At 71.3% G+C, this 15,898-nt stretch carries 16 protein-coding genes; 5 read left to right on the top strand and 11 right to left on the bottom strand.

Annotated features, from left to right (window positions below; all coding sequences use genetic code 11):
• Nucleotides 1–340: 340 nt before the first annotated feature.
• The 6 genes from ACFFF6_RS13350 to ACFFF6_RS13325 form a co-directional block, all read right to left on the bottom strand.
• Nucleotides 341–1,390 carry an SIS domain-containing protein gene (locus tag ACFFF6_RS13350; protein ID WP_376981514.1) on the bottom strand — a complete coding sequence of 350 codons (1,050 nt, stop codon included), beginning with the start codon at nt 1,388–1,390 and terminating at the stop codon, nt 341–343.
• 14 nt (nt 1,391–1,404) lie between these two features.
• The gene (locus ACFFF6_RS13345; RefSeq protein WP_376981512.1) at nt 1,405–2,214 is read right to left on the bottom strand and encodes a PTS system mannose/fructose/sorbose family transporter subunit IID; all 810 of its coding nucleotides are present in this window, start codon (nt 2,212–2,214) and stop codon (nt 1,405–1,407) included.
• Entirely contained in the window at nt 2,207–2,995 is a 789-nt protein-coding gene (locus tag ACFFF6_RS13340; protein ID WP_376981510.1) for a PTS mannose/fructose/sorbose/N-acetylgalactosamine transporter subunit IIC, read from the bottom strand. The genes ACFFF6_RS13345 and ACFFF6_RS13340 overlap by 8 nt, the downstream gene beginning before the upstream one ends.
• A gap of 1 nt (nt 2,996) precedes the next feature.
• Nucleotides 2,997–3,488: a PTS sugar transporter subunit IIB gene (locus ACFFF6_RS13335; RefSeq protein ID WP_376981508.1), complete on the bottom strand. Its 492-nt coding sequence runs from the start codon at nt 3,486–3,488 to the stop codon at nt 2,997–2,999.
• Complete coding sequence (locus ACFFF6_RS13330) at nt 3,481–3,891, bottom strand: PTS sugar transporter subunit IIA (RefSeq protein WP_376981506.1); 411 nt, start codon at nt 3,889–3,891, stop codon at nt 3,481–3,483. Before ACFFF6_RS13330 ends, ACFFF6_RS13335 begins: the two co-directional genes overlap by 8 nt.
• Nucleotides 3,892–4,074: 183 nt before the next feature.
• Nucleotides 4,075–4,821: a GntR family transcriptional regulator gene (locus tag ACFFF6_RS13325; RefSeq protein WP_376981504.1), complete on the bottom strand. Its 747-nt coding sequence runs from the start codon at nt 4,819–4,821 to the stop codon at nt 4,075–4,077.
• A 249-nt stretch (nt 4,822–5,070) separates the two neighbouring features.
• On the opposite strand from ACFFF6_RS13325, the gene ACFFF6_RS13320 reads away from it, so the two are divergent.
• The 3 genes from ACFFF6_RS13320 (at nt 5,071) to ACFFF6_RS13310 (ending at nt 8,292) form a co-directional block, all read left to right on the top strand.
• The gene (locus tag ACFFF6_RS13320; protein ID WP_376981502.1) at nt 5,071–6,777 is read left to right on the top strand and encodes a homing endonuclease associated repeat-containing protein; all 1,707 of its coding nucleotides are present in this window, start codon (nt 5,071–5,073) and stop codon (nt 6,775–6,777) included.
• A 57-nt stretch (nt 6,778–6,834) separates the two neighbouring features.
• Nucleotides 6,835–7,599, top strand: a complete 765-nt coding sequence (locus ACFFF6_RS13315; protein ID WP_376981499.1) for a CPBP family glutamic-type intramembrane protease — start codon at nt 6,835–6,837, stop codon at nt 7,597–7,599.
• A 213-nt stretch (nt 7,600–7,812) separates the two neighbouring features.
• Complete coding sequence (locus ACFFF6_RS13310; protein ID WP_376981497.1) at nt 7,813–8,292, top strand: TY-Chap domain-containing protein; 480 nt, start codon at nt 7,813–7,815, stop codon at nt 8,290–8,292.
• Between the two features lie 95 nt (nt 8,293–8,387).
• Here the strand turns inward: ACFFF6_RS13310 and ACFFF6_RS13305 are convergent, their stop codons facing one another.
• Nucleotides 8,388–8,957, bottom strand: coding sequence for an HAD family hydrolase (locus tag ACFFF6_RS13305; RefSeq protein ID WP_376981495.1), 570 nt, complete (start codon nt 8,955–8,957; stop codon nt 8,388–8,390).
• A gap of 179 nt (nt 8,958–9,136) precedes the next feature.
• Between ACFFF6_RS13305 and ACFFF6_RS13300 the strand changes: the two genes are divergently transcribed.
• A complete protein-coding gene (locus tag ACFFF6_RS13300; protein ID WP_376981493.1) occupies nt 9,137–9,889 on the top strand; it encodes a hypothetical protein in 753 nt (250 codons plus the stop codon).
• Nucleotides 9,890–9,956: 67 nt separating this feature from the next.
• On the opposite strand, the gene ACFFF6_RS13295 is transcribed toward ACFFF6_RS13300, so the two are convergent.
• From ACFFF6_RS13295 to ACFFF6_RS13280, 4 genes are all read right to left on the bottom strand, one after another.
• Nucleotides 9,957–10,628 carry a class I SAM-dependent methyltransferase gene (locus tag ACFFF6_RS13295; RefSeq protein WP_376981491.1) on the bottom strand — a complete coding sequence of 224 codons (672 nt, stop codon included), beginning with the start codon at nt 10,626–10,628 and terminating at the stop codon, nt 9,957–9,959.
• Between the two features lie 160 nt (nt 10,629–10,788).
• Complete coding sequence (locus ACFFF6_RS13290) at nt 10,789–13,098, bottom strand: sodium-translocating pyrophosphatase (RefSeq protein WP_376981489.1); 2,310 nt, start codon at nt 13,096–13,098, stop codon at nt 10,789–10,791.
• A 162-nt stretch (nt 13,099–13,260) separates the two neighbouring features.
• Nucleotides 13,261–13,785: a hypothetical protein gene (locus tag ACFFF6_RS13285; RefSeq protein ID WP_376981487.1), complete on the bottom strand. Its 525-nt coding sequence runs from the start codon at nt 13,783–13,785 to the stop codon at nt 13,261–13,263.
• Nucleotides 13,786–13,825: 40 nt separating this feature from the next.
• Nucleotides 13,826–14,788, bottom strand: coding sequence for a patatin-like phospholipase family protein (locus ACFFF6_RS13280; protein WP_376981485.1), 963 nt, complete (start codon nt 14,786–14,788; stop codon nt 13,826–13,828).
• A 369-nt stretch (nt 14,789–15,157) separates the two neighbouring features.
• On the opposite strand from ACFFF6_RS13280, the gene ACFFF6_RS13275 reads away from it, so the two are divergent.
• Complete coding sequence (locus ACFFF6_RS13275; RefSeq protein WP_376981483.1) at nt 15,158–15,895, top strand: DUF6226 family protein; 738 nt, start codon at nt 15,158–15,160, stop codon at nt 15,893–15,895.
• The last annotated feature ends 3 nt before the right edge of the window (nt 15,896–15,898 follow it).

Below are 15,898 nucleotides of genomic sequence, written 5' to 3'. Positions count from 1 at the left end.
GCCCCTGCCGCAGGGACGACGAAGCGGGGCACCCGTCGACGGACGGATGCCCCGCTTCACCCTGCCCACTTGACAGGGAAACCCCACATATCAGTGCTAGCGCGATGACGTGTTTGAAGACCGCGGGCGTGCAGGCCTCGGTCAGCACGGCATCGGTGAGGTCGCTCCACTCCATGAGCCCAGGATGCGGCGGGGAAGGGACAGACGGGCACGAGCGCGTGTCGGGAGCGCACGAGACAGGGACCGGGGCGCGCCCGCGGGAGCGGCGATGCCCCCGCAGCCACCGCTGCGAGGGCCTCACCGTCATCACGCCGTCATCGACCCATGACCCCGCCCCAGCTCACCGGTCCTTGCTCGCCAGCCGGTCGTGGAACGTCGGGTCCTTCGGCGTCGCCGGGTCGTAGCCCTTCTCCCACGGCACGAGGGCGCTGATGAGCTGCCCGGCGATGGGGAAGGTGAAGGTCTCGTAGCCGTCGTTCGGCACGTCGCCCAGGAACAGATCCGTGCATTCGCGCTGCACGCTGCCGATCACGTGGACGTGCTCGGTCCACTCCTTCAGCACGGCGGCCATGGTCTCCATGCGCGGCTCGGTGCCGTCGTCGAGCAGGACGATGCAGGAGTCCTCGGTGATGGCGTTGTAGATGCCGTGGATGAACTCGTTGAACTCGTACGCGGTGACCGGGACGCGCAGGGTCTCCAGGGTCTTCAGGGCGACCTCGAGGGTGTCGCCGTACAGGGACGCGGGGCCCACGAAGCGCAGGTCGCGGGTGGCGGCGAACTCGGGCAGGTGCGCGCGCACCCACGCCTCGGCGGCGTCGCACACGCCGTCGAAGCGGGTAATCGCCGCTTCGAGCGCGGCCGAGGCTGCGACGGTGTCCTCCGCGGTGAGCGTGCCGTTGCTTCGGCCGATCGCCTGGGCCAGCAGCAGCAGGTTCAGCTTGGTGCCGTAGAAGCCCTTGGTCTTGGCGCCGGCCGTCTCCGGGCCGACGGCGACGGTCAGCACGTGGTCGGCGACCTTGTCCAGGACCGCGCCCTCGCGGCCGCACATGGTGGCGATCGCGCAGCCGGCCTGCTTGCCCAGCTCCAGGGCGCCGAGGGTGGACAGGCTGCCGCCGTCCTGGGAGATGCCGATCATCAGGGTGCCCGCGCCGTCGCCGATCATCTCCGCCGTGACGGCGAAGGGGTAGACGGCGCGGACGTCCAGGCCGCAGGCCTCACGCATGGCTTGCTCCATCTGCGCCGCGCTGTGGAAGCTGGTGCCGGAGCCGGTGACGATGATCCGCGTCCAGGGACCGGCGGCGACCTCGGCGAACAGGGCCTCGGCCCCGGCCTGGATGTCCTTCAGACGGGCGGGCGTCTCGCGGATGTACTCTTCGATGCGGGTGTTCATGGTTCCTTTTTCTGTCAGAGGATGTGGAGGACGTGGAGGAGGATCCCCGCGGCGAGGACGCCCAGGGTGATGCGGGTGACGGAGACCTTCTTGCGGATCAGGAGGAAGATCCCGATCGTCGCGAGCAGCGGCAGGAGCGCGGGGAACATCTGGTCGAGGATCTCCTGGATCTCGACGGTCGCTCCGGACATCCCGAACGTCAGGGGAGTGGTGATGTTCAGCAGGGTCGCGACCATTCCGCCGACCACCATCATTCCGATGATGTTCGCGATCGACATGACCGTGTCCATGGTCCCGGCGGCGGCCATCTTCTGCAGGGATTCCGTCCCGAACCGGTATCCGTAGCGCAGCCCGAGATAGCGCACCGCCAGATGCGGGATGTTGTACAGCAGCAGGAACAGGATCGGCCCGAGGATGTTCCCCTGGCTTGCCAGGGAGATGCCGATCCCGGCGGCGATCACGCGGAACGTCCCCCAGAACAGGGAGTCCCCGATCCCGGCGGCCGGCGCCATGAGCGCCGCTTTGACCGCGTTGATCGAACTCGTGTCGAAGTTCTCCGGGTCCTTGGCGTTCTGCTCCTCCATCGCCGCGCTCACGCCCATGATCGCGGGGGAGACGGCGGGAGTGGTGTTGAAGAACGTGAGGTGGCGCTGCAGCGCCTCGGCCCGCTCCTGCTCGGTCGTGTACAGCTTCCGCAGCACCGGGATCATCGCGTACGCGTATCCCAGGTTCTGCATGCGCTCGTAGTTGAACGCTCCCTGGAGGGCGAAGGACCTCCAGAACACGGAGCGCAGGGTCCTAGTGTCCAGAGCCCGCTCAGTCATAGACGATCTCCCCTTCGGTGAGGCTGTCGACGTCCGACGATTCCTTCGTCGGGGCGCCGTCGCGCTGCGTGAACAGCGTGAGGATGATGGCGATGCAGGCGCCGATCAGGGCGACACCCGTGATGTCGATCCCGGCATAGGCGGCGATGAGGAAGCCGAGCACAGCGAACACCGCCGTCCGGCGCGAGTAGAGGATGTCCAGCAGCAGCGCGAATCCGACCGCGGGAAGCAGGTTCCCGGCGACGGTGAGGCCGTCGATGATCCAGCTGGGCGTCGCATCCATGAATCCCTCGATCCGACCGGCGCCCAGGAGCGTCGCCAGGAATGCGGGAATGGCGGTGGAGAGGAAGAACAGGATCGGCGGGATCCACATCATGACGGTGACGCCGCGGAAGTCCCCACGCAGCGCGAAGGCATCGGCCCGGTTCGCGAAATGCAGGTTGATGATGCGGACCAGGACGCCGAGGGACTGGGCGAGCACGGCGACGGGGACGGCGATCGCGAGGGCGACGCCCACGCCCTGGCCGGACAGGATCGCGAGCGTGGTGCCGATGACGCCGCCGGTGACCCAGTCCGGCGGGGTGGAGCCGCCGATACCTGCCAGGCCCATCCACACCAGCTCGAGCTGGGCTCCGATCATGATGCCCTCGACAGGATGGCCGAGGACCACGCCGACCAGGACGCTCAGCACGAGCGGGCGGCCGAACAGGGTGACGCCGAAGATCCTCTCGTCGAGGATGCCGATTCCGGCGATGAGGCCGATGAGCAGTGCGGTCGTCATGTCAGGAGGCCTTCCGCGACCGGGCCTGCGCGAAGGGGACGGGGGTGTCCCGGGGCAGCATCCGCAGATCGATCGCCACCCCTTGCGCCTGGAGCGCGTCGAGCTGCGCGAGCTCCTCGTCGGTGACGGCGGTGTGGTCGGTGAGCTTCGTGCGTCCCTCGCCGGCGCGCTGGCCGCCGATGTTGAGGCTGGTGATCGCGCCGTCGCTGCCGGCGATGAGCGCCGCGGCATCGGCCACGGTCTTCACCAGCACCATGACCCGAGCCTTCTGGGCGTCGGCGAACTTCCGGACGATCTCCCCGGACTCCGCGACCGAGCGGATGTAGAGCTTCACCCCGGAGGGGGCGGCGAGCTTGAGGGCCATGGCCTGAGTGGGATCGGCCTGGGCGGCGTCGTTGGCCACGAGGATGGTGTTGGCGCCGACGGCTGCGGTCCAGCCGATGGCCACCTGCCCGTGGATGAGGCGGTCGTCGACTCTGACGAGGTCAATCATCGTTGTCCTCCGATGCGTGGATGAGGGTGCTGATGTCGGTGATCGCGGCGCTGCCGGCTGCCGCGAGGGAGGCGCCCGAGGGCGGATCGAGCGCGGTGAGGGCCTCGAGGAGCATGGGCAGGTTCACGCCCGTCACGAGGTCGAAGTCGCCGTGCTCGAGGAGCAGCCGGCTGCAGATGTTGAAGGGGCTCCCTCCCTGGATGTCGACCAGGACGAGCAGGCGCTCCTCGGCGGCGCGACCGGCGTCGACCAGGGCGGTGAGCTGCTGCTCCGCGTCGGTGTGGTGGAGGTCGGCGGTCATCTCGAAGCAGCGGACGTGATCGGTCGCGCCGACGATCAGCGCTGCGGTCCGGGTGAGCGCCGTGGAGAGGTCTCCGTGGGCGGCGATGAGGATGTTGGGCATGAGCGGGCCTCGCCTCCTGGGCGTTTTCGGGCAGGGGTGAGCGCACGGTGGGTGCGCAGGGGCTATCGGGCAGGATCGAGCGCGAAGGGGAGTGCGCCGGGCGTTCTCGGGTGCGGCAGGGCGCCCCATGTCAGGGGTGGGTCATGGGCGGCGAGGCCGCGGTCCCGGGGGAGGTCCCCCGGATCACTCGGGGTTCAGGGACTCCCGGTTGACGATGCGGACGGTCCGGACATCGCCGCGTGTGTACTCGTAGGACCACCACAGGGGTCTGCCCCGCTGGTCGTAGGAGGGACCGGAGGTGCGCAGCCAGGGCTGCGTCGGGTCGGTGGTGAACCGCTCCTGGATCTCAGGGGGAAGGTTCGCGGCTGAGACGTCGACCACCGAGTTCCGGACCGAGCGGCCGTGGCGGTCGGCGATCTCCCGCATCGAGGCATGCCAGTCCGTCGATCGCCAGTCCGGCACATCGGAGGGATTCAGCACGTTGATCGCGTAGGTCAGCAGGTCGCCGCCGTCGATGTATGCGCGCTGGATCTCGAGGACCTCGCCGTCATGATGGAAGAACGAGGACTCCTCCGGCTCCGCGGGCCGCGTCACCGCGGCGAGGACCTCGACCTGCGGCTGGTGGCCGCGGGCCTCGAGGAAGACGCGCATGCTGCGGATCAGGTTCGCGGAGCCCTTCATGATCGTCGAGGCGCCGGGGACGATGTAGCGCCCCGATCCGCGCCGGACCTCGACGATGCCCTCCTGCTGGAGCATCGAGTACGCCTCGCGCACGGTGGTGCGGGAGACGTTGTACGTGCGGCAGCTCTCCGGCTCCGATGGCAGCTTCGCGCCATCGGGCAGGTCCCCGTGGAGGATCTGTCGGCGCAGGTCCGCGTAGACCTGCTGGGTCATCGAGCTGGTCTGGATCGCGCTCGGCGTGAAGTCCACGGAGCCCTCCCTTCGGTCACCGCATCGTATCGTCCCGATTGGTTGCCGGTCATCATGTTGTCCGACAAGTTGAGAGTAGGGTCGACGGCAGGCACCTTGCAACCGGCTGTGACGTGCGTTACGCGACGGGATTCGGGTGTCGGGGAGGGGCGCGGGCGACATGAGGCGGGTCCGCCGCCGGTCGACTGTCCGACCCCTCTCTCGCACTCGAGGCACCGCATCCGTCAGGGGAAGGGAAGGGCGAGCACGATGACGATCATCGACATCGGCCGAGGGAGCATCGGCCAGCAGCAGGCAGGCGAGGACGCCTCCCGCGGGAAAGTCGTCGAGGCGGTCGGGGAGGTCGGTGCGCTCGATGACTCGGTCGCGGATGCGCGGATCTTCGACGTCGACGCCGTGGTCGACCTCGCCCAGCAGGGCTACACCATCGGGGAGATCGTCGAATTCACCAGCGCGAGCACCGCCCAGGTCGAAGCGGCGCTCGAGGCCGTGATCCCGGGCGGCGCGGCGAGCATCCGCGTCGCGCTGCGAAGCCGGCTGCGGGCCTGGGCCGCGCACGCCGCCGACGACGGCTGGCAGGCAGCGGAGTCCGCCTTCGGGATCCCGCACGCCAACATCACCCGCCTGGTCCGCTCCCCGGAGCAGGATATGGCCCTCTCGGCGGGGGAGGAGCCCGAGGCCCTGCGACCGGGCTATCTGGACTCCGCCCTGTCCGGCACCGTGCTCGAGGACGAGCGCGCCCGCACCTGCGTGCGCTGCTACGCGATGGGCGCGACGCTGCAGGAGCTGGGGGACCGCTTCGGCGTCACCCGCGAGCGGATCCGCCAGATCATCACGAAGCACACCCCGTGGAGCACGACGGACATCGGTCGCACGCTGCGCGGTATGCGCGAGGCCCGGGAGAGGGAACACCGCGAGGCCGTGCAGGCCTGGTCCCTGGCACATCCCGGTGACACCCCCGAGAGCGGGGCTCGACGCCTCGGCATGACCGAGGACCAGGTGCGGGAGCTGCTGGGATCCCGGCGTACGAACCATCTCGCTCCGAGGGCGCGTCCGGTCTCCGCTGTGCGGCGCAGCGACGAGCAGATCCTCGAGGACCTGCGCACCTTCCACCGCGAGACGGGACAGCGCACCGCGAGCGCCTTCGCCGCCTGGGCGAAGCAGCGCGGGGTGCCCGGGAACCAGACCGCTGCGATCCGCTTCGGCACCTGGAACGAGGCCCTGCACGCCGCGGGCCTCACGACCGAGCGCGGCCGGCCGCGCTCCGCGCTCGGCGAGGACGACCTCTGGGCTGCGGTGATCGCCGCGGTCGCCGCCCCGGACGGCGGCACCTCCAGCGCGAAGGCCGATGCGTGGCTGCATCGACATGACGGTGCTCCCTCCCTCACCCTGATCCGCCAGCGCCTCCCGTACCGCTGGGCGGAGATCGCGGCGACCGCCCTCGCCGTGCTGCGCGGCGAGCCGATCGACCTGGGCGAGGGGTTCGACGATGCCTGGCGAGGCCGCGTCACCGCCCCGCGGACCTGGAGCGAGGCGTCGCCCGAGGTCGAACCCGCCCAGCATCTCCGCGACGCCATGGCGGAGCTCGGCGAGAACCTCACCATGGCCCGCTACCGCAGCTGGGCGAGCGCGCGCCGCCGGCCCACCGCACAGACCCTTCTGCGCCGCACCGGCCTGAGCTGGGGTGAGCTGGTCCGCGAGGCCGGCGGGATCACCGGTGGGACGAAGCCCGCGTGGACCGATGCGCACTGCCGCGACGCCGTGCAGGACTTCCGCGCCGCGCGACCCGGCGGCGGATCCGAGGCGTACGCGCAGTGGGCGCGTGAGAACGGCCGACCCTCCCTCGCCACGGTGATCAAGCGCCTGGGGTCATGGAGCGGAGCGGTCGGCATGGACATGCCCGCCGCGGAGGTCATGGATTCCCCCCGAGCTCGCGAAAAGCAGGAGCAGCCGTGAGGATGGGGAGACCCGGCGCTCCAGTCGGCGTGACGACCGGAGGATGATCCCGTGCACATGACGACCCCCGAGGGACAGAAGCTCGCGTCGACCGCGCCGTGGGTGGTGATCCTGGTGTGGCTGCTCGGTTCCAGTGCGGCGGCGGTCGGCCTGCTGGCCGTGCAGGAACCTCTCGGTGTTCCCATGGGTGTGCTGTCGCTGGTCATGCTCGCCCCCGCGATCGGGGCCTGCGCGACCTGGGTCCTCCTTCCCCGGGCCCGACACCTCGGCCTCCCCGCGGCATCGGCTCCGCGCTTCCTGCTCTCTCTGATGCTGGCGACGATCGCCGTCGCGATCTTCGTCCTCGGCGTCTGGTTCGCCCGTGGCGCGCCACCGGCGGTGCCCGATGCTCTGGCGGGCACACCGTTCCTGCTGATCCTCATCGCGCAGCTGCTCGGTGCCGTCTGCGAGGAGGTCGGCTTCCGCGGAGTCCTTCTCCATCAGCTGCTCCGGAGGCTGAACCGCCCGATCTCCGCCGTCCTCAACGGCGTGCTCTTCGCGCTCTGGCACGTCCAGTACTTCGCGCTGCCGCCGCTCCAGCATGCGGCGTTCATCATCGCCGCGACCGCGCTCACCCTCACGATGACCTTCGTGATGACGGGATCGTTCTGGCAGCGGATCGTGATCTGCAGCGTGATCCATCTGGGGGCCAACCTCGCCCTGGCCTTCACCGGCGAGGACGTGGTCGACATGCCCGTCTTCGCCGCGATCTCCCTCGTGGCGGCGGCGGTCCTCGTCCCGGCGGCGATCCTGCGCGACAGATGGCCTCTCGCGGACGCGTGAGCGCGAGCTCCCCGATCCGCCGCCACGGCAGCATCCGCCGCAGCCGACCGGGTCGCTTCCGTGCATTCGGCCCGTGCCGGGCGGCATCGGCCGCGGGCTGCACCATGTCCTGGCACCAGTGCGCGCGAGGTCGAGTTCCCGTAGGGTCGAGGGCATGCAGCGCTGCATCGACCCTCGAATCCATGACCGATCCGACGGTGGTGAGCTCTGGTGATGACCTGGGATGAGCTCGTCGAGTATCTCGCCCTCACGCTCTACGAGGTGAGGGAGCGGACGTTCCTGATCATCTCCTCGTCGCGGGAGCGCGGCGGATACGTCCAGTTCGCCGGGGAGACCGATCGTGTGGATGCCGAGGCGGCGTCTGCGCGGTTCGCGCCCGGGATCGACGAGTCCCGGCTCGCTGCAGCGGGATGGGACGCGCCGAGGCCGGAGGCCCAGGATCTCCACTGGAGCCTGACGCTCCCGCTGCCCGCCACGCTGCCGCAGCACCGCGAGTTCGCCGGACGTTGCGTGGCGGCCCTGCGTGACGCGCACGGCGTCGCATCCCCGGAGGACCTCGTCTACCAGGCTTGGCGTGACCCGGAACCGATGCCGGACGGTGTCGACCTGCAGGACGAGGAGCTCGCCGAGCTCGACCCCGGCAAGCCCCGGCTGGTCCTCCCGGAGCTGGGTCTGCGGGAGGAGGGGCGCTGATCACGGAGGAAGCCGGCCCGTGATCGCGTCCTGCCGGATCGACCGGATGCCATCGACCGTCGCACCGGACCGGTGGCGGATGAGCGATCGTTCCGTCAGGCGTCGATCGTCGGTGCCGTCTCTCCGACATCGGCCCCACCACGCTCCGCCTCCAGCCGCAGCAGCAGTCCCACCAGCTCCTCCGGCGTCTCGATCCGATGATCGGGCCGCTCGATCTCGGTGCGGGGCTCGCGCGGGTACCGCGGCGTCCACGCCAGATGCACGCTGGTCATGCCCATCGCGTTCGCCCCGGCCACATCGCGCTCCAGGTTGTTGCCGACCATGACGCAGCGCGAGGCGTCCTCCGGGGAGAGATCCAGGGAGCCGAGCGCGGCCTTGAACATCCGCGGGCTGGGCTTGCGGTGGCGCACGGCGTCGGAGCAGGTGAGCGTCTCGAACAGGTCCAGCACTCCGTGAGAGCCCAGGAGGTTCTCGAAGGACGTCAGGCGTCCGTCGGCGACCAGAGCGAGGCGGAAGCCGGCGTCCGTCAGGCCCTGGAGCATCCGCCGGGCCCCGGGGACCATGTCGCCGGCCAGGACGATGCCGTCCTCGCCATGGACCTCCGAGCCCTCGTCGATGAGGGTGTCGCCGCAGTCGAGCAGGACGATGTGGTGCCTGGTGGTCATGCGGGATCCTGTTCGACGGAGGGGAGCGCCGGAGACGCGCACGGTCCGTGCACCGTACCTCCGGCATCCGCATCGCAGGGCGCGCATGGGCACTTGTCCCCATGTCGGACTCGGCGCATCGCCCCTAGCGTGAAGAGGACAGGCACGCGAGGGTGCGTGCCCCGTCCGAGGAGTTCAGCATGTCCCCCGATTTCAGCCAACCCGAGGAGTTCGCCGTCGGCGACACGGCCAAGGTCATCCGGAACACTCTCACGAGCACCGGCTGTCTGCTGGTCGTGGCGGGACTGCTGCTGTGGTTCCTCATCGCCGCCGGGCTCGGCGCGGCGGGCATGGAACCGCCGCTGGGGCAGATCCTCAGCGCTCTCATCACCCTGGCCGTCCTCGCCCTGCTCCTCGCGCTGCGCGTCGCCCAGCTGCGCCGGAACCTCTCCACCGCGAAGCTCGTCGTAGGACCGACGGGTCTCGAGCAGCACGACGATTGGGGCAACGTGCGGCGTCTCGCCTGGGATGCCGTCCTCGAGGCCGGCACGGTGCGCCCGTTGAAGAAGGACGCGAAGATGATCGCCGGGAACTCGATGGCGAAGGCCGTGGGGGAGGCGGGCGTGAACGCGCTCGCCTCCGCGGCGCAGTCGCTCGGCTCCGCCGTCGGCCTCCTGGGCTACGGCGAGGTCGAGTTCCGCAGGAACGACAGCCCGGCCATGCGAAAGGCCTACGCGGACGCCTTCGGCATCGGCCCCAATGGCCGACCGCTGGTGGGCATCCAGCCCTTCGTCTTCGACGAGAACTGGACCAGCGGGCGCATCGGCGCATGGATCGGGCGCTTCCGGCCCGAGATCCTCGAGCAGGCGCGCGCCGAGATCGCCCGCCGCGGCGGGACGGGGACGCAGCCGGGGGACGCCGGCTCCGGCGGGGCATCGGCGCCCACGGACTGACCTGCCCCGATACGCGTCGGATCCGAGGGGCGCACGCCCCGCCGCCCGAACGGATGCCCATGCCGCATCAGCGCACCGCCCACCCCCACACCGCTGTGTTCACGGGCCACGCGGGGGAGTGCCGCAGCAGGCCCCGGACGGCGTGCACCTCGGCGAAGCCGACCGCCTCGATACGGGCGAGCGTGTCCCGGTGCGGGTCGCAGCCGCCGGCGATCGCTCCCCACGGCCGGCGCAGCGCCCCCTGCGCCCGGCCGCGCAGGCTGCCGGCGGGCGCGGCCACATGCTCGACGAAACGGAACTGTCCGCTCGGTCGCAGCACCCGCGCCACCTCCGCGAGCGCGGCCTCGGCATCGGGGATGGTGCACAGCGCGAGCGAGCAGATGACCTCGTCCACGCACGCATCGGGCAGGGGCAGGCGCTCCGCGGAGACCGGCAGCACCACGGCCTCGATCCCGGCGCGATCGCATCGCGCGCGCAGGGACGCATGCAGGGCCCGGTTCGGCTCGACCGCATACAGCCGCGTGCCCGCGGGCAGCCAGGGAAGGTTGGACCCGCCGCCCGCTCCCAGCTCCACGACGTTCCCGGCGGCGAGGTCCGCGAAGGCCTGGTCCTTGTGCGGTCCGGTGCAGTGGTTCATCGCCCGGATCGCCAGGTCGAGCAGACGCGCGGGCGCCGCCGGCCTCCGGGCTGGACCGGAGGCGTCCTCGTCGTAGGGCAGCAGAGTCAGCGGGGCGGCCATGGCGTCAGCGTAGGCCTGCAGGACGGTGGTGCCTGCACGTCGGCAGCGGTCAGGATCAGGCTCCGACGTACCTCTCGTGCTCGGCGGCGAGTCCTGCGAGGGCGGGGGACCTGGTGCGCCTCGCCGTCTCCACGCCGGCGGACCAGATCCCCGCTCGGCCTCAGCTCCCGGACCCCTCCACGACCCGGGCCCGCTCCGCCTCGTCGTCGCCGGTGTCCTCGAGGACCACGCCGCGCCGGATCGAGATCGCGACCGCCACGGCGATCAGGAGCACGGCGACGGCCGCGATCGCGTACCGCAGCGGATTCGCGTCCCCGCTCAGCGCGGACATCCCTACGACGGCCGGGGCGATCAGCACGGCGACCAGGTTCATCACCTTGATGAGCGGGTTGATCGCGGGACCGGCGGTGTCCTTGAAGGGGTCGCCCACCGTGTCGCCGATGACGGTCGCGGCGTGGGACTCGGAGCCCTTGCCGCCGTGGTGCCCGTCCTCGACGATCTTCTTCGCGTTGTCCCAGGCTCCGCCGGAGTTGGCGAGCAGGATCGCCATCAGCACGCCCGACGCGATCGCCCCCGCGAGATAGCCCGCGAGGGCGGGGGCGCTCAGGCCGAAGCCGACGGCGATCGGCGCCGCGACCGCGAGCAGGCCCGGGGTGGCGAGTTCCCGCAGCGAGTCACGGGTGACGATGTCGACGACCTTGCCGTACTCGGGCTTCGCAGTGCCCTCCATGATCCCGGCGATCTCCCGGAACTGACGGCGCACCTCGTAGACGACGGCACCCGCCGCCCGACCGACGGCGTTGATCGCGAGGCCGGAGAATAGGAACACGACGGCGGCGCCGATGATCACGCCCACCAGGGTCTGGGGGGAGAAGACCACTGCCTGGTCGAGGAACTGCTGGTAGCGCTCGCCGAGGACCTCATGGATCGCATCCGTGTAGGAGCCGAAGAGGGCGGTTGCGGCGAGCACCGCGGTCGCGATCGCGATGCCCTTGGTGATCGCCTTGGTGGTGTTGCCGACGGCATCGAGCTCGGTGAGGACCTGGGCTCCCTCGCCGTCGACGTCCCCGGACATCTCCGCGATGCCCTGGGCGTTGTCGGCGACCGGCCCGAAGGTGTCCATCGCGACGATCACGCCGACGGTGGTCAGCAGCCCGCAGCCGGCGAGGGCGATCGCGAACAGGCCCGTCACCCCGGCGCCGCCCAGCAGGAAGGCGGCGAAGACGGCCCCGGCGATGACGAGCGCCGTGAACACGGCCGATTCCAGGCCCAGCCCGAAGCCGGAGAGGACCACGGTCGCCGCCCCGGTGCGGGAGGTGGCGGCGACCTGCTGGACGGGGCGGTCCTCGGTGCCGGTGTAGTAGCCGGTCAGGTACAGGATCAGCACGCCGAGGGCGATGCCGATCGCCACGGACCCGGCGGCGACGATCCGCGGATCGTCGACCGCGGCGCCCGCATCGGCCATGCCGAGCTCGGCGAAGCTGCCGGGCAGGTAGGCGAAGGCGGCGATCGCGCACAGGACCGCGGAGATGATCGCGGCGACGAAGAAGGAGCGGCGGATCGTGACGAGGGCGCTGACGCCGTCGCGCGGCCGGATCAGGTATAGGCCGATCAGCGCGGTGACCACGCCGATCGCGGGGACGATCAGCGGGAACACCATCCCGGACTCGCCGAAGGCGGCACGGCCCAGGATCAGGGCGGCGACGAGCGTGACCGCGTAGGACTCGAAGAGGTCCGCGGCCATGCCGGCGCAGTCGCCGACGTTGTCGCCCACGTTGTCCGCGATGGTCGCGGCGTTGCGGGGATCGTCCTCGGGGATGTTCTGCTCGACCTTGCCGACCAGGTCCGCGCCCACATCGGCCGCCTTGGTGAAGATGCCGCCGCCCACGCGCATGAACATCGCGACCATGGCGGCGCCGAAGCCGAAGCCTTCCAGCACGAGCGCGGCGTTCCCGCGGAACAGCAGCACGACCGCGCCCGCGCCCAGCAGGCCGAAGCCGATGGTCGCCATGCCCACGCAGGCGCCGGTGCGCACCGCGATCATCATCGCGGGATCGCGGCCGGTGGTGTGCGCCGCGGCGGCGACCCGCACGTTGGCGCGCACTGCCAGCCACATGCCCAGGTAGCCGATGAGCCCGGAGAAGATCGCGCCCACCAGGAAAGCGACGGAGCGGGCCACGCGCAGCAGGAGCGCGCCCGAGCCGTCGGTCCCGTGGACGGGCAGCAGGAGCAGCAGCAGGAAGGCGATCGCGGCGAACACGCCGAGGGTGCGCAGCTGACGGCGCAGATAGGCGGCTGCACCCTCCTGCACGGCACCGGCGACGGCGTTCATGGTCGGTGTGCCGGTGCCTGCACGCAGCACCTCGGCGCGGAACCGCAGTGCCATGGCCACGGCGATCAGGGCGATCACCACGATCACGGCGACCGTGGCCAGGCTTCCGGCGGAAAGGGTGATGGCGTCCGGATTCATGGGTCCTCCACACGTCCTCGTGCATCAGGGACAGGCCCGCAGCTCGTCCTCGAGCGGGCGGTCCTCGTGCGGGCACTCTACTCAGAGGGGGCGTCGAAGCGCGGGCTTTCCGACCGATCGGTGGGTCGACGAGGACGGGTATCAGCCCTCATCGGCCCCGGATCAGCGGCGCAGCACAGAGGGGCGGGGGAGCCCGAGGTCCTCGAGGAGGTCTCCGAGCGCCCGGTCCAGCTCCACGCCGCCCTGGGTGATCTTGTTAGACCCGAAGGCGCGCAGCGCGGCGCTCGGCACGTCGAGGGTGAGGACGGTTCCCGGTCGCGCTGTCGTGTGCGCCTGGATCCGCAGGTGCGTGGACAGCAGCGTCGCCGGCTCGAGCCGGTGCAGCCGCGCGGCGATGGGGTGGTGCACGATCGTCCAGACGATACTGCGGGACCGGCTGCCCGCGTGCTGCAGCAGATCGCTCGGGCGGGAGGTCGCCGTGCGCACGAAGCCGCTGGGCGCCTCCCATTCCAGGCCCCGCACGAACGCCGCCCAGTCCGGAGTGAGCTGCGTGAGCGCCTCCTCCTCGGACAGCATCGGGACCACGGCCTCGAAGGCATGGACGAGGGTGTCGAAGCGGGCGGGCGTGGCGAGCGTCAGGCGGCGGGCCGGGTGCTCCTGGACGGTCTCCTCCATCGCGTAGCTCATGGGGTCATTGTCCCTGTGCTGGCTGTCTGACCGCCCGGCATCAGCATCGCCACAGCTCAGCGACCTGCGGGGCGTTCAGCAGGCCCTGGTCGCGACCGACGCGCGCCGCCTCCGGGCGCAGCGCCGCGTTCATCGCATTCGCTCCGAAGAGGTGATCGTGCGCGACATCGGGCACGAGGACCCGGACCTGGGAGCCCTGCGCGCACAGCGTCCCGACCCGGTCCTCGAGCAGCGTGCCCCAGGTGCGCGGGTGCAGGGACCGACCGCCCAGCGGCGAGAGCACCAGGACGCGCCCGCAGCCGCTGGCGAGGTCCGCGTTCTCCGCGCCGATGCGGAAGCCGCCGTCGATCAGGCGGCGTCCGCCGAGCCGGTAGGCGGGACCGCTCGCGCAGCTCGCCGCGACCGCGTCCACGAGGTCCACGCCGCTGTCCCGGTCCAGCAGGACCTCCTCGCCGGTGCGGGCGTCCACGGCGGTGAGGACCACGCGGCGCTGCGGCCATTCGGCGGTGCTCAGGCGGGCGGCGACGATGCCGCGCCAGCGCCGGGAATGCTGCGGGCCCGCCTGCTCCCCGCGGGCGAGGGCATCCGCGCCGATGCGACGGCGGAAGTCGGGGAGATCTGCGGAGTCCGTGATGATCCCGGTGATCCGGGCGAGGGCCGAGGCCGCACCGGCTGGGCCCGGAGGCGTTGCAGGGGACCGCGGCGCCGAGGAGGCGGATGGCGCGGCGGTGCCGTGCATCGGCGGGGTCTCGAGCACCGCCTGATACAGCTCCGCAGGGCTCCGGCCGATGAGCTGCGCGGCCGCCGTCGCACCTGCAGAGGTGCCGATGGTCAGCTCGGGCGCGGAGACATCGGCCCCGCCCTCGGCAAGGCCCGCGAGGACGCCGATCAGCCAGGCGTTGCCGGTGGATCCGCCGCCGCCCAGGACCAGGGCGCGAACATCGGGCGCCGGGGCGGGCGCGGAGAAGACATCGGAGGACGAGGAAGGAGGAGCTGTATGCATGGGAGTCGCCTTTCGCGAGATGCGCGGTCGGGGCTCCCGGCGGGCGGCTGCGTCAGCCGCGCGATCGTGGAGGGAGAGGAGCACCCACGGTTGCTGCGGTCATGGGTCCCACCTCCTGTCTGCTGGTCACGATCGGATCGAGGCTAGCACCCGCGGGAACCTACGGACGAGGAGGTTTCCGGGGAGGACGGCGGGACCGGGCCGGGCGCCCGCGGCCCGAGCACCCGGGCAGCCCCCGCCCCTGCACGCCGGGGCGGAGGAGGGTATCGTCGGCGAGCGTCGCACCCTGCGGGGGCGGCTGCCCGCGGCGCTGCCGGGAGTCTCGGAGCGGTGATGTGCTTGCCGGGACGACGATCGGAGGACGGGGAGATGAGTGCACGGTTCACGATCCCGCTGTTCGCGGAAGACCCTGACGACGACGTCGAGCCGGCGCCGCCCGAGCTTGCCGCGCCGCTGCAGAGGCTCCTCGGCGATGTCGAGACGGAGTTCGCGCACCTCGGCGGGAACGCGATGCGCTGGGAGGATCCGCATCAGCTGCCCGACGGCACGCTGCGGGACGTCCTCGACGAGGAGTACAGCCGCGTCAGCGATCCGGAGAAGTACGAGGTCCTGGCCGCTCGCGCCGCGGCATGGGCCCGCGTGCTGACCGGCCGCGGCTGGGCGGAGGCGATCGAGGTCGACGGGCCGGAGCTCAGCGCCTGGCGGGCGGCACCGCGCGTCGAGCCCCGCGACGTCACGGTCATGCGTCCTCATCGCCCCGGGGCTCTCGCTCTGCGACTGGGGCGCACGGCGGCCGAGTCCGGCATCCACGGCCTCGTCCTCGGGGTGGGTGAACCCGCCGTGGAGGTCGAGCTGCTGCCGGACTGCGGCTGCGATGCCTGCGATGACGGGTCCGACGGCCTGCTCCGAGCGCTGGACGAGGTGATCCTCGACGTCGTCGAAGGCGCCTACGAGGTCTCCTGGTCCAGACGCGGCTTCGTACAGCGGACCCCGGACGGCGGGAGCCTCGCGGAGGGCGGGCTCTCACGGTTCCCCGAGCCGTTCCGGATCACCGCCCTGCCGTGGGCCGACGCCTGGACCCCGCGCCCGCTCATCGATCCGCTCTGATCC

This window comes from Brachybacterium hainanense (assembly GCF_042434575.1).
GTDB lineage: Bacteria > Actinomycetota > Actinomycetes > Actinomycetales > Dermabacteraceae > Brachybacterium > Brachybacterium hainanense.
The sequence above is the reverse complement of the archived record's forward strand: the minus strand, read 5'-3'. Positions and strand labels throughout refer to the sequence as shown.

Bases quoted from the DNA above. Each gene is read 5' to 3' on its own strand.
- ACFFF6_RS13305 (WP_376981495.1), bottom strand. From the start codon at position 8,957: ATGACCACCAGGCACCACATCGTCCTGCTCGACTGCGGCGACACCCTC.
- ACFFF6_RS13320 (WP_376981502.1), top strand. From the start codon at position 5,071: ATGACGATCATCGACATCGGCCGAGGGAGCATCGGCCAGCAGCAGGCA.
- ACFFF6_RS13295 (WP_376981491.1), bottom strand. From the start codon at position 10,628: ATGGCCGCCCCGCTGACTCTGCTGCCCTACGACGAGGACGCCTCCGGT.
- ACFFF6_RS13335 (WP_376981508.1), bottom strand. From the start codon at position 3,488: ATGATTGACCTCGTCAGAGTCGACGACCGCCTCATCCACGGGCAGGTG.
- ACFFF6_RS13350 (WP_376981514.1), bottom strand. From the start codon at position 1,390: ATGAACACCCGCATCGAAGAGTACATCCGCGAGACGCCCGCCCGTCTG.
- ACFFF6_RS13275 (WP_376981483.1), top strand. From the start codon at position 15,158: ATGAGTGCACGGTTCACGATCCCGCTGTTCGCGGAAGACCCTGACGAC.
- ACFFF6_RS13290 (WP_376981489.1), bottom strand. From the start codon at position 13,098: ATGAATCCGGACGCCATCACCCTTTCCGCCGGAAGCCTGGCCACGGTC.
- ACFFF6_RS13280 (WP_376981485.1), bottom strand. From the start codon at position 14,788: ATGCATACAGCTCCTCCTTCCTCGTCCTCCGATGTCTTCTCCGCGCCC.
- ACFFF6_RS13315 (WP_376981499.1), top strand. From the start codon at position 6,835: ATGACGACCCCCGAGGGACAGAAGCTCGCGTCGACCGCGCCGTGGGTG.
- ACFFF6_RS13330 (WP_376981506.1), bottom strand. From the start codon at position 3,891: ATGCCCAACATCCTCATCGCCGCCCACGGAGACCTCTCCACGGCGCTC.
- ACFFF6_RS13345 (WP_376981512.1), bottom strand. From the start codon at position 2,214: ATGACTGAGCGGGCTCTGGACACTAGGACCCTGCGCTCCGTGTTCTGG.
- ACFFF6_RS13310 (WP_376981497.1), top strand. From the start codon at position 7,813: ATGACCTGGGATGAGCTCGTCGAGTATCTCGCCCTCACGCTCTACGAG.
- ACFFF6_RS13285 (WP_376981487.1), bottom strand. From the start codon at position 13,785: ATGAGCTACGCGATGGAGGAGACCGTCCAGGAGCACCCGGCCCGCCGC.
- ACFFF6_RS13340 (WP_376981510.1), bottom strand. From the start codon at position 2,995: ATGACGACCGCACTGCTCATCGGCCTCATCGCCGGAATCGGCATCCTC.
- ACFFF6_RS13300 (WP_376981493.1), top strand. From the start codon at position 9,137: ATGTCCCCCGATTTCAGCCAACCCGAGGAGTTCGCCGTCGGCGACACG.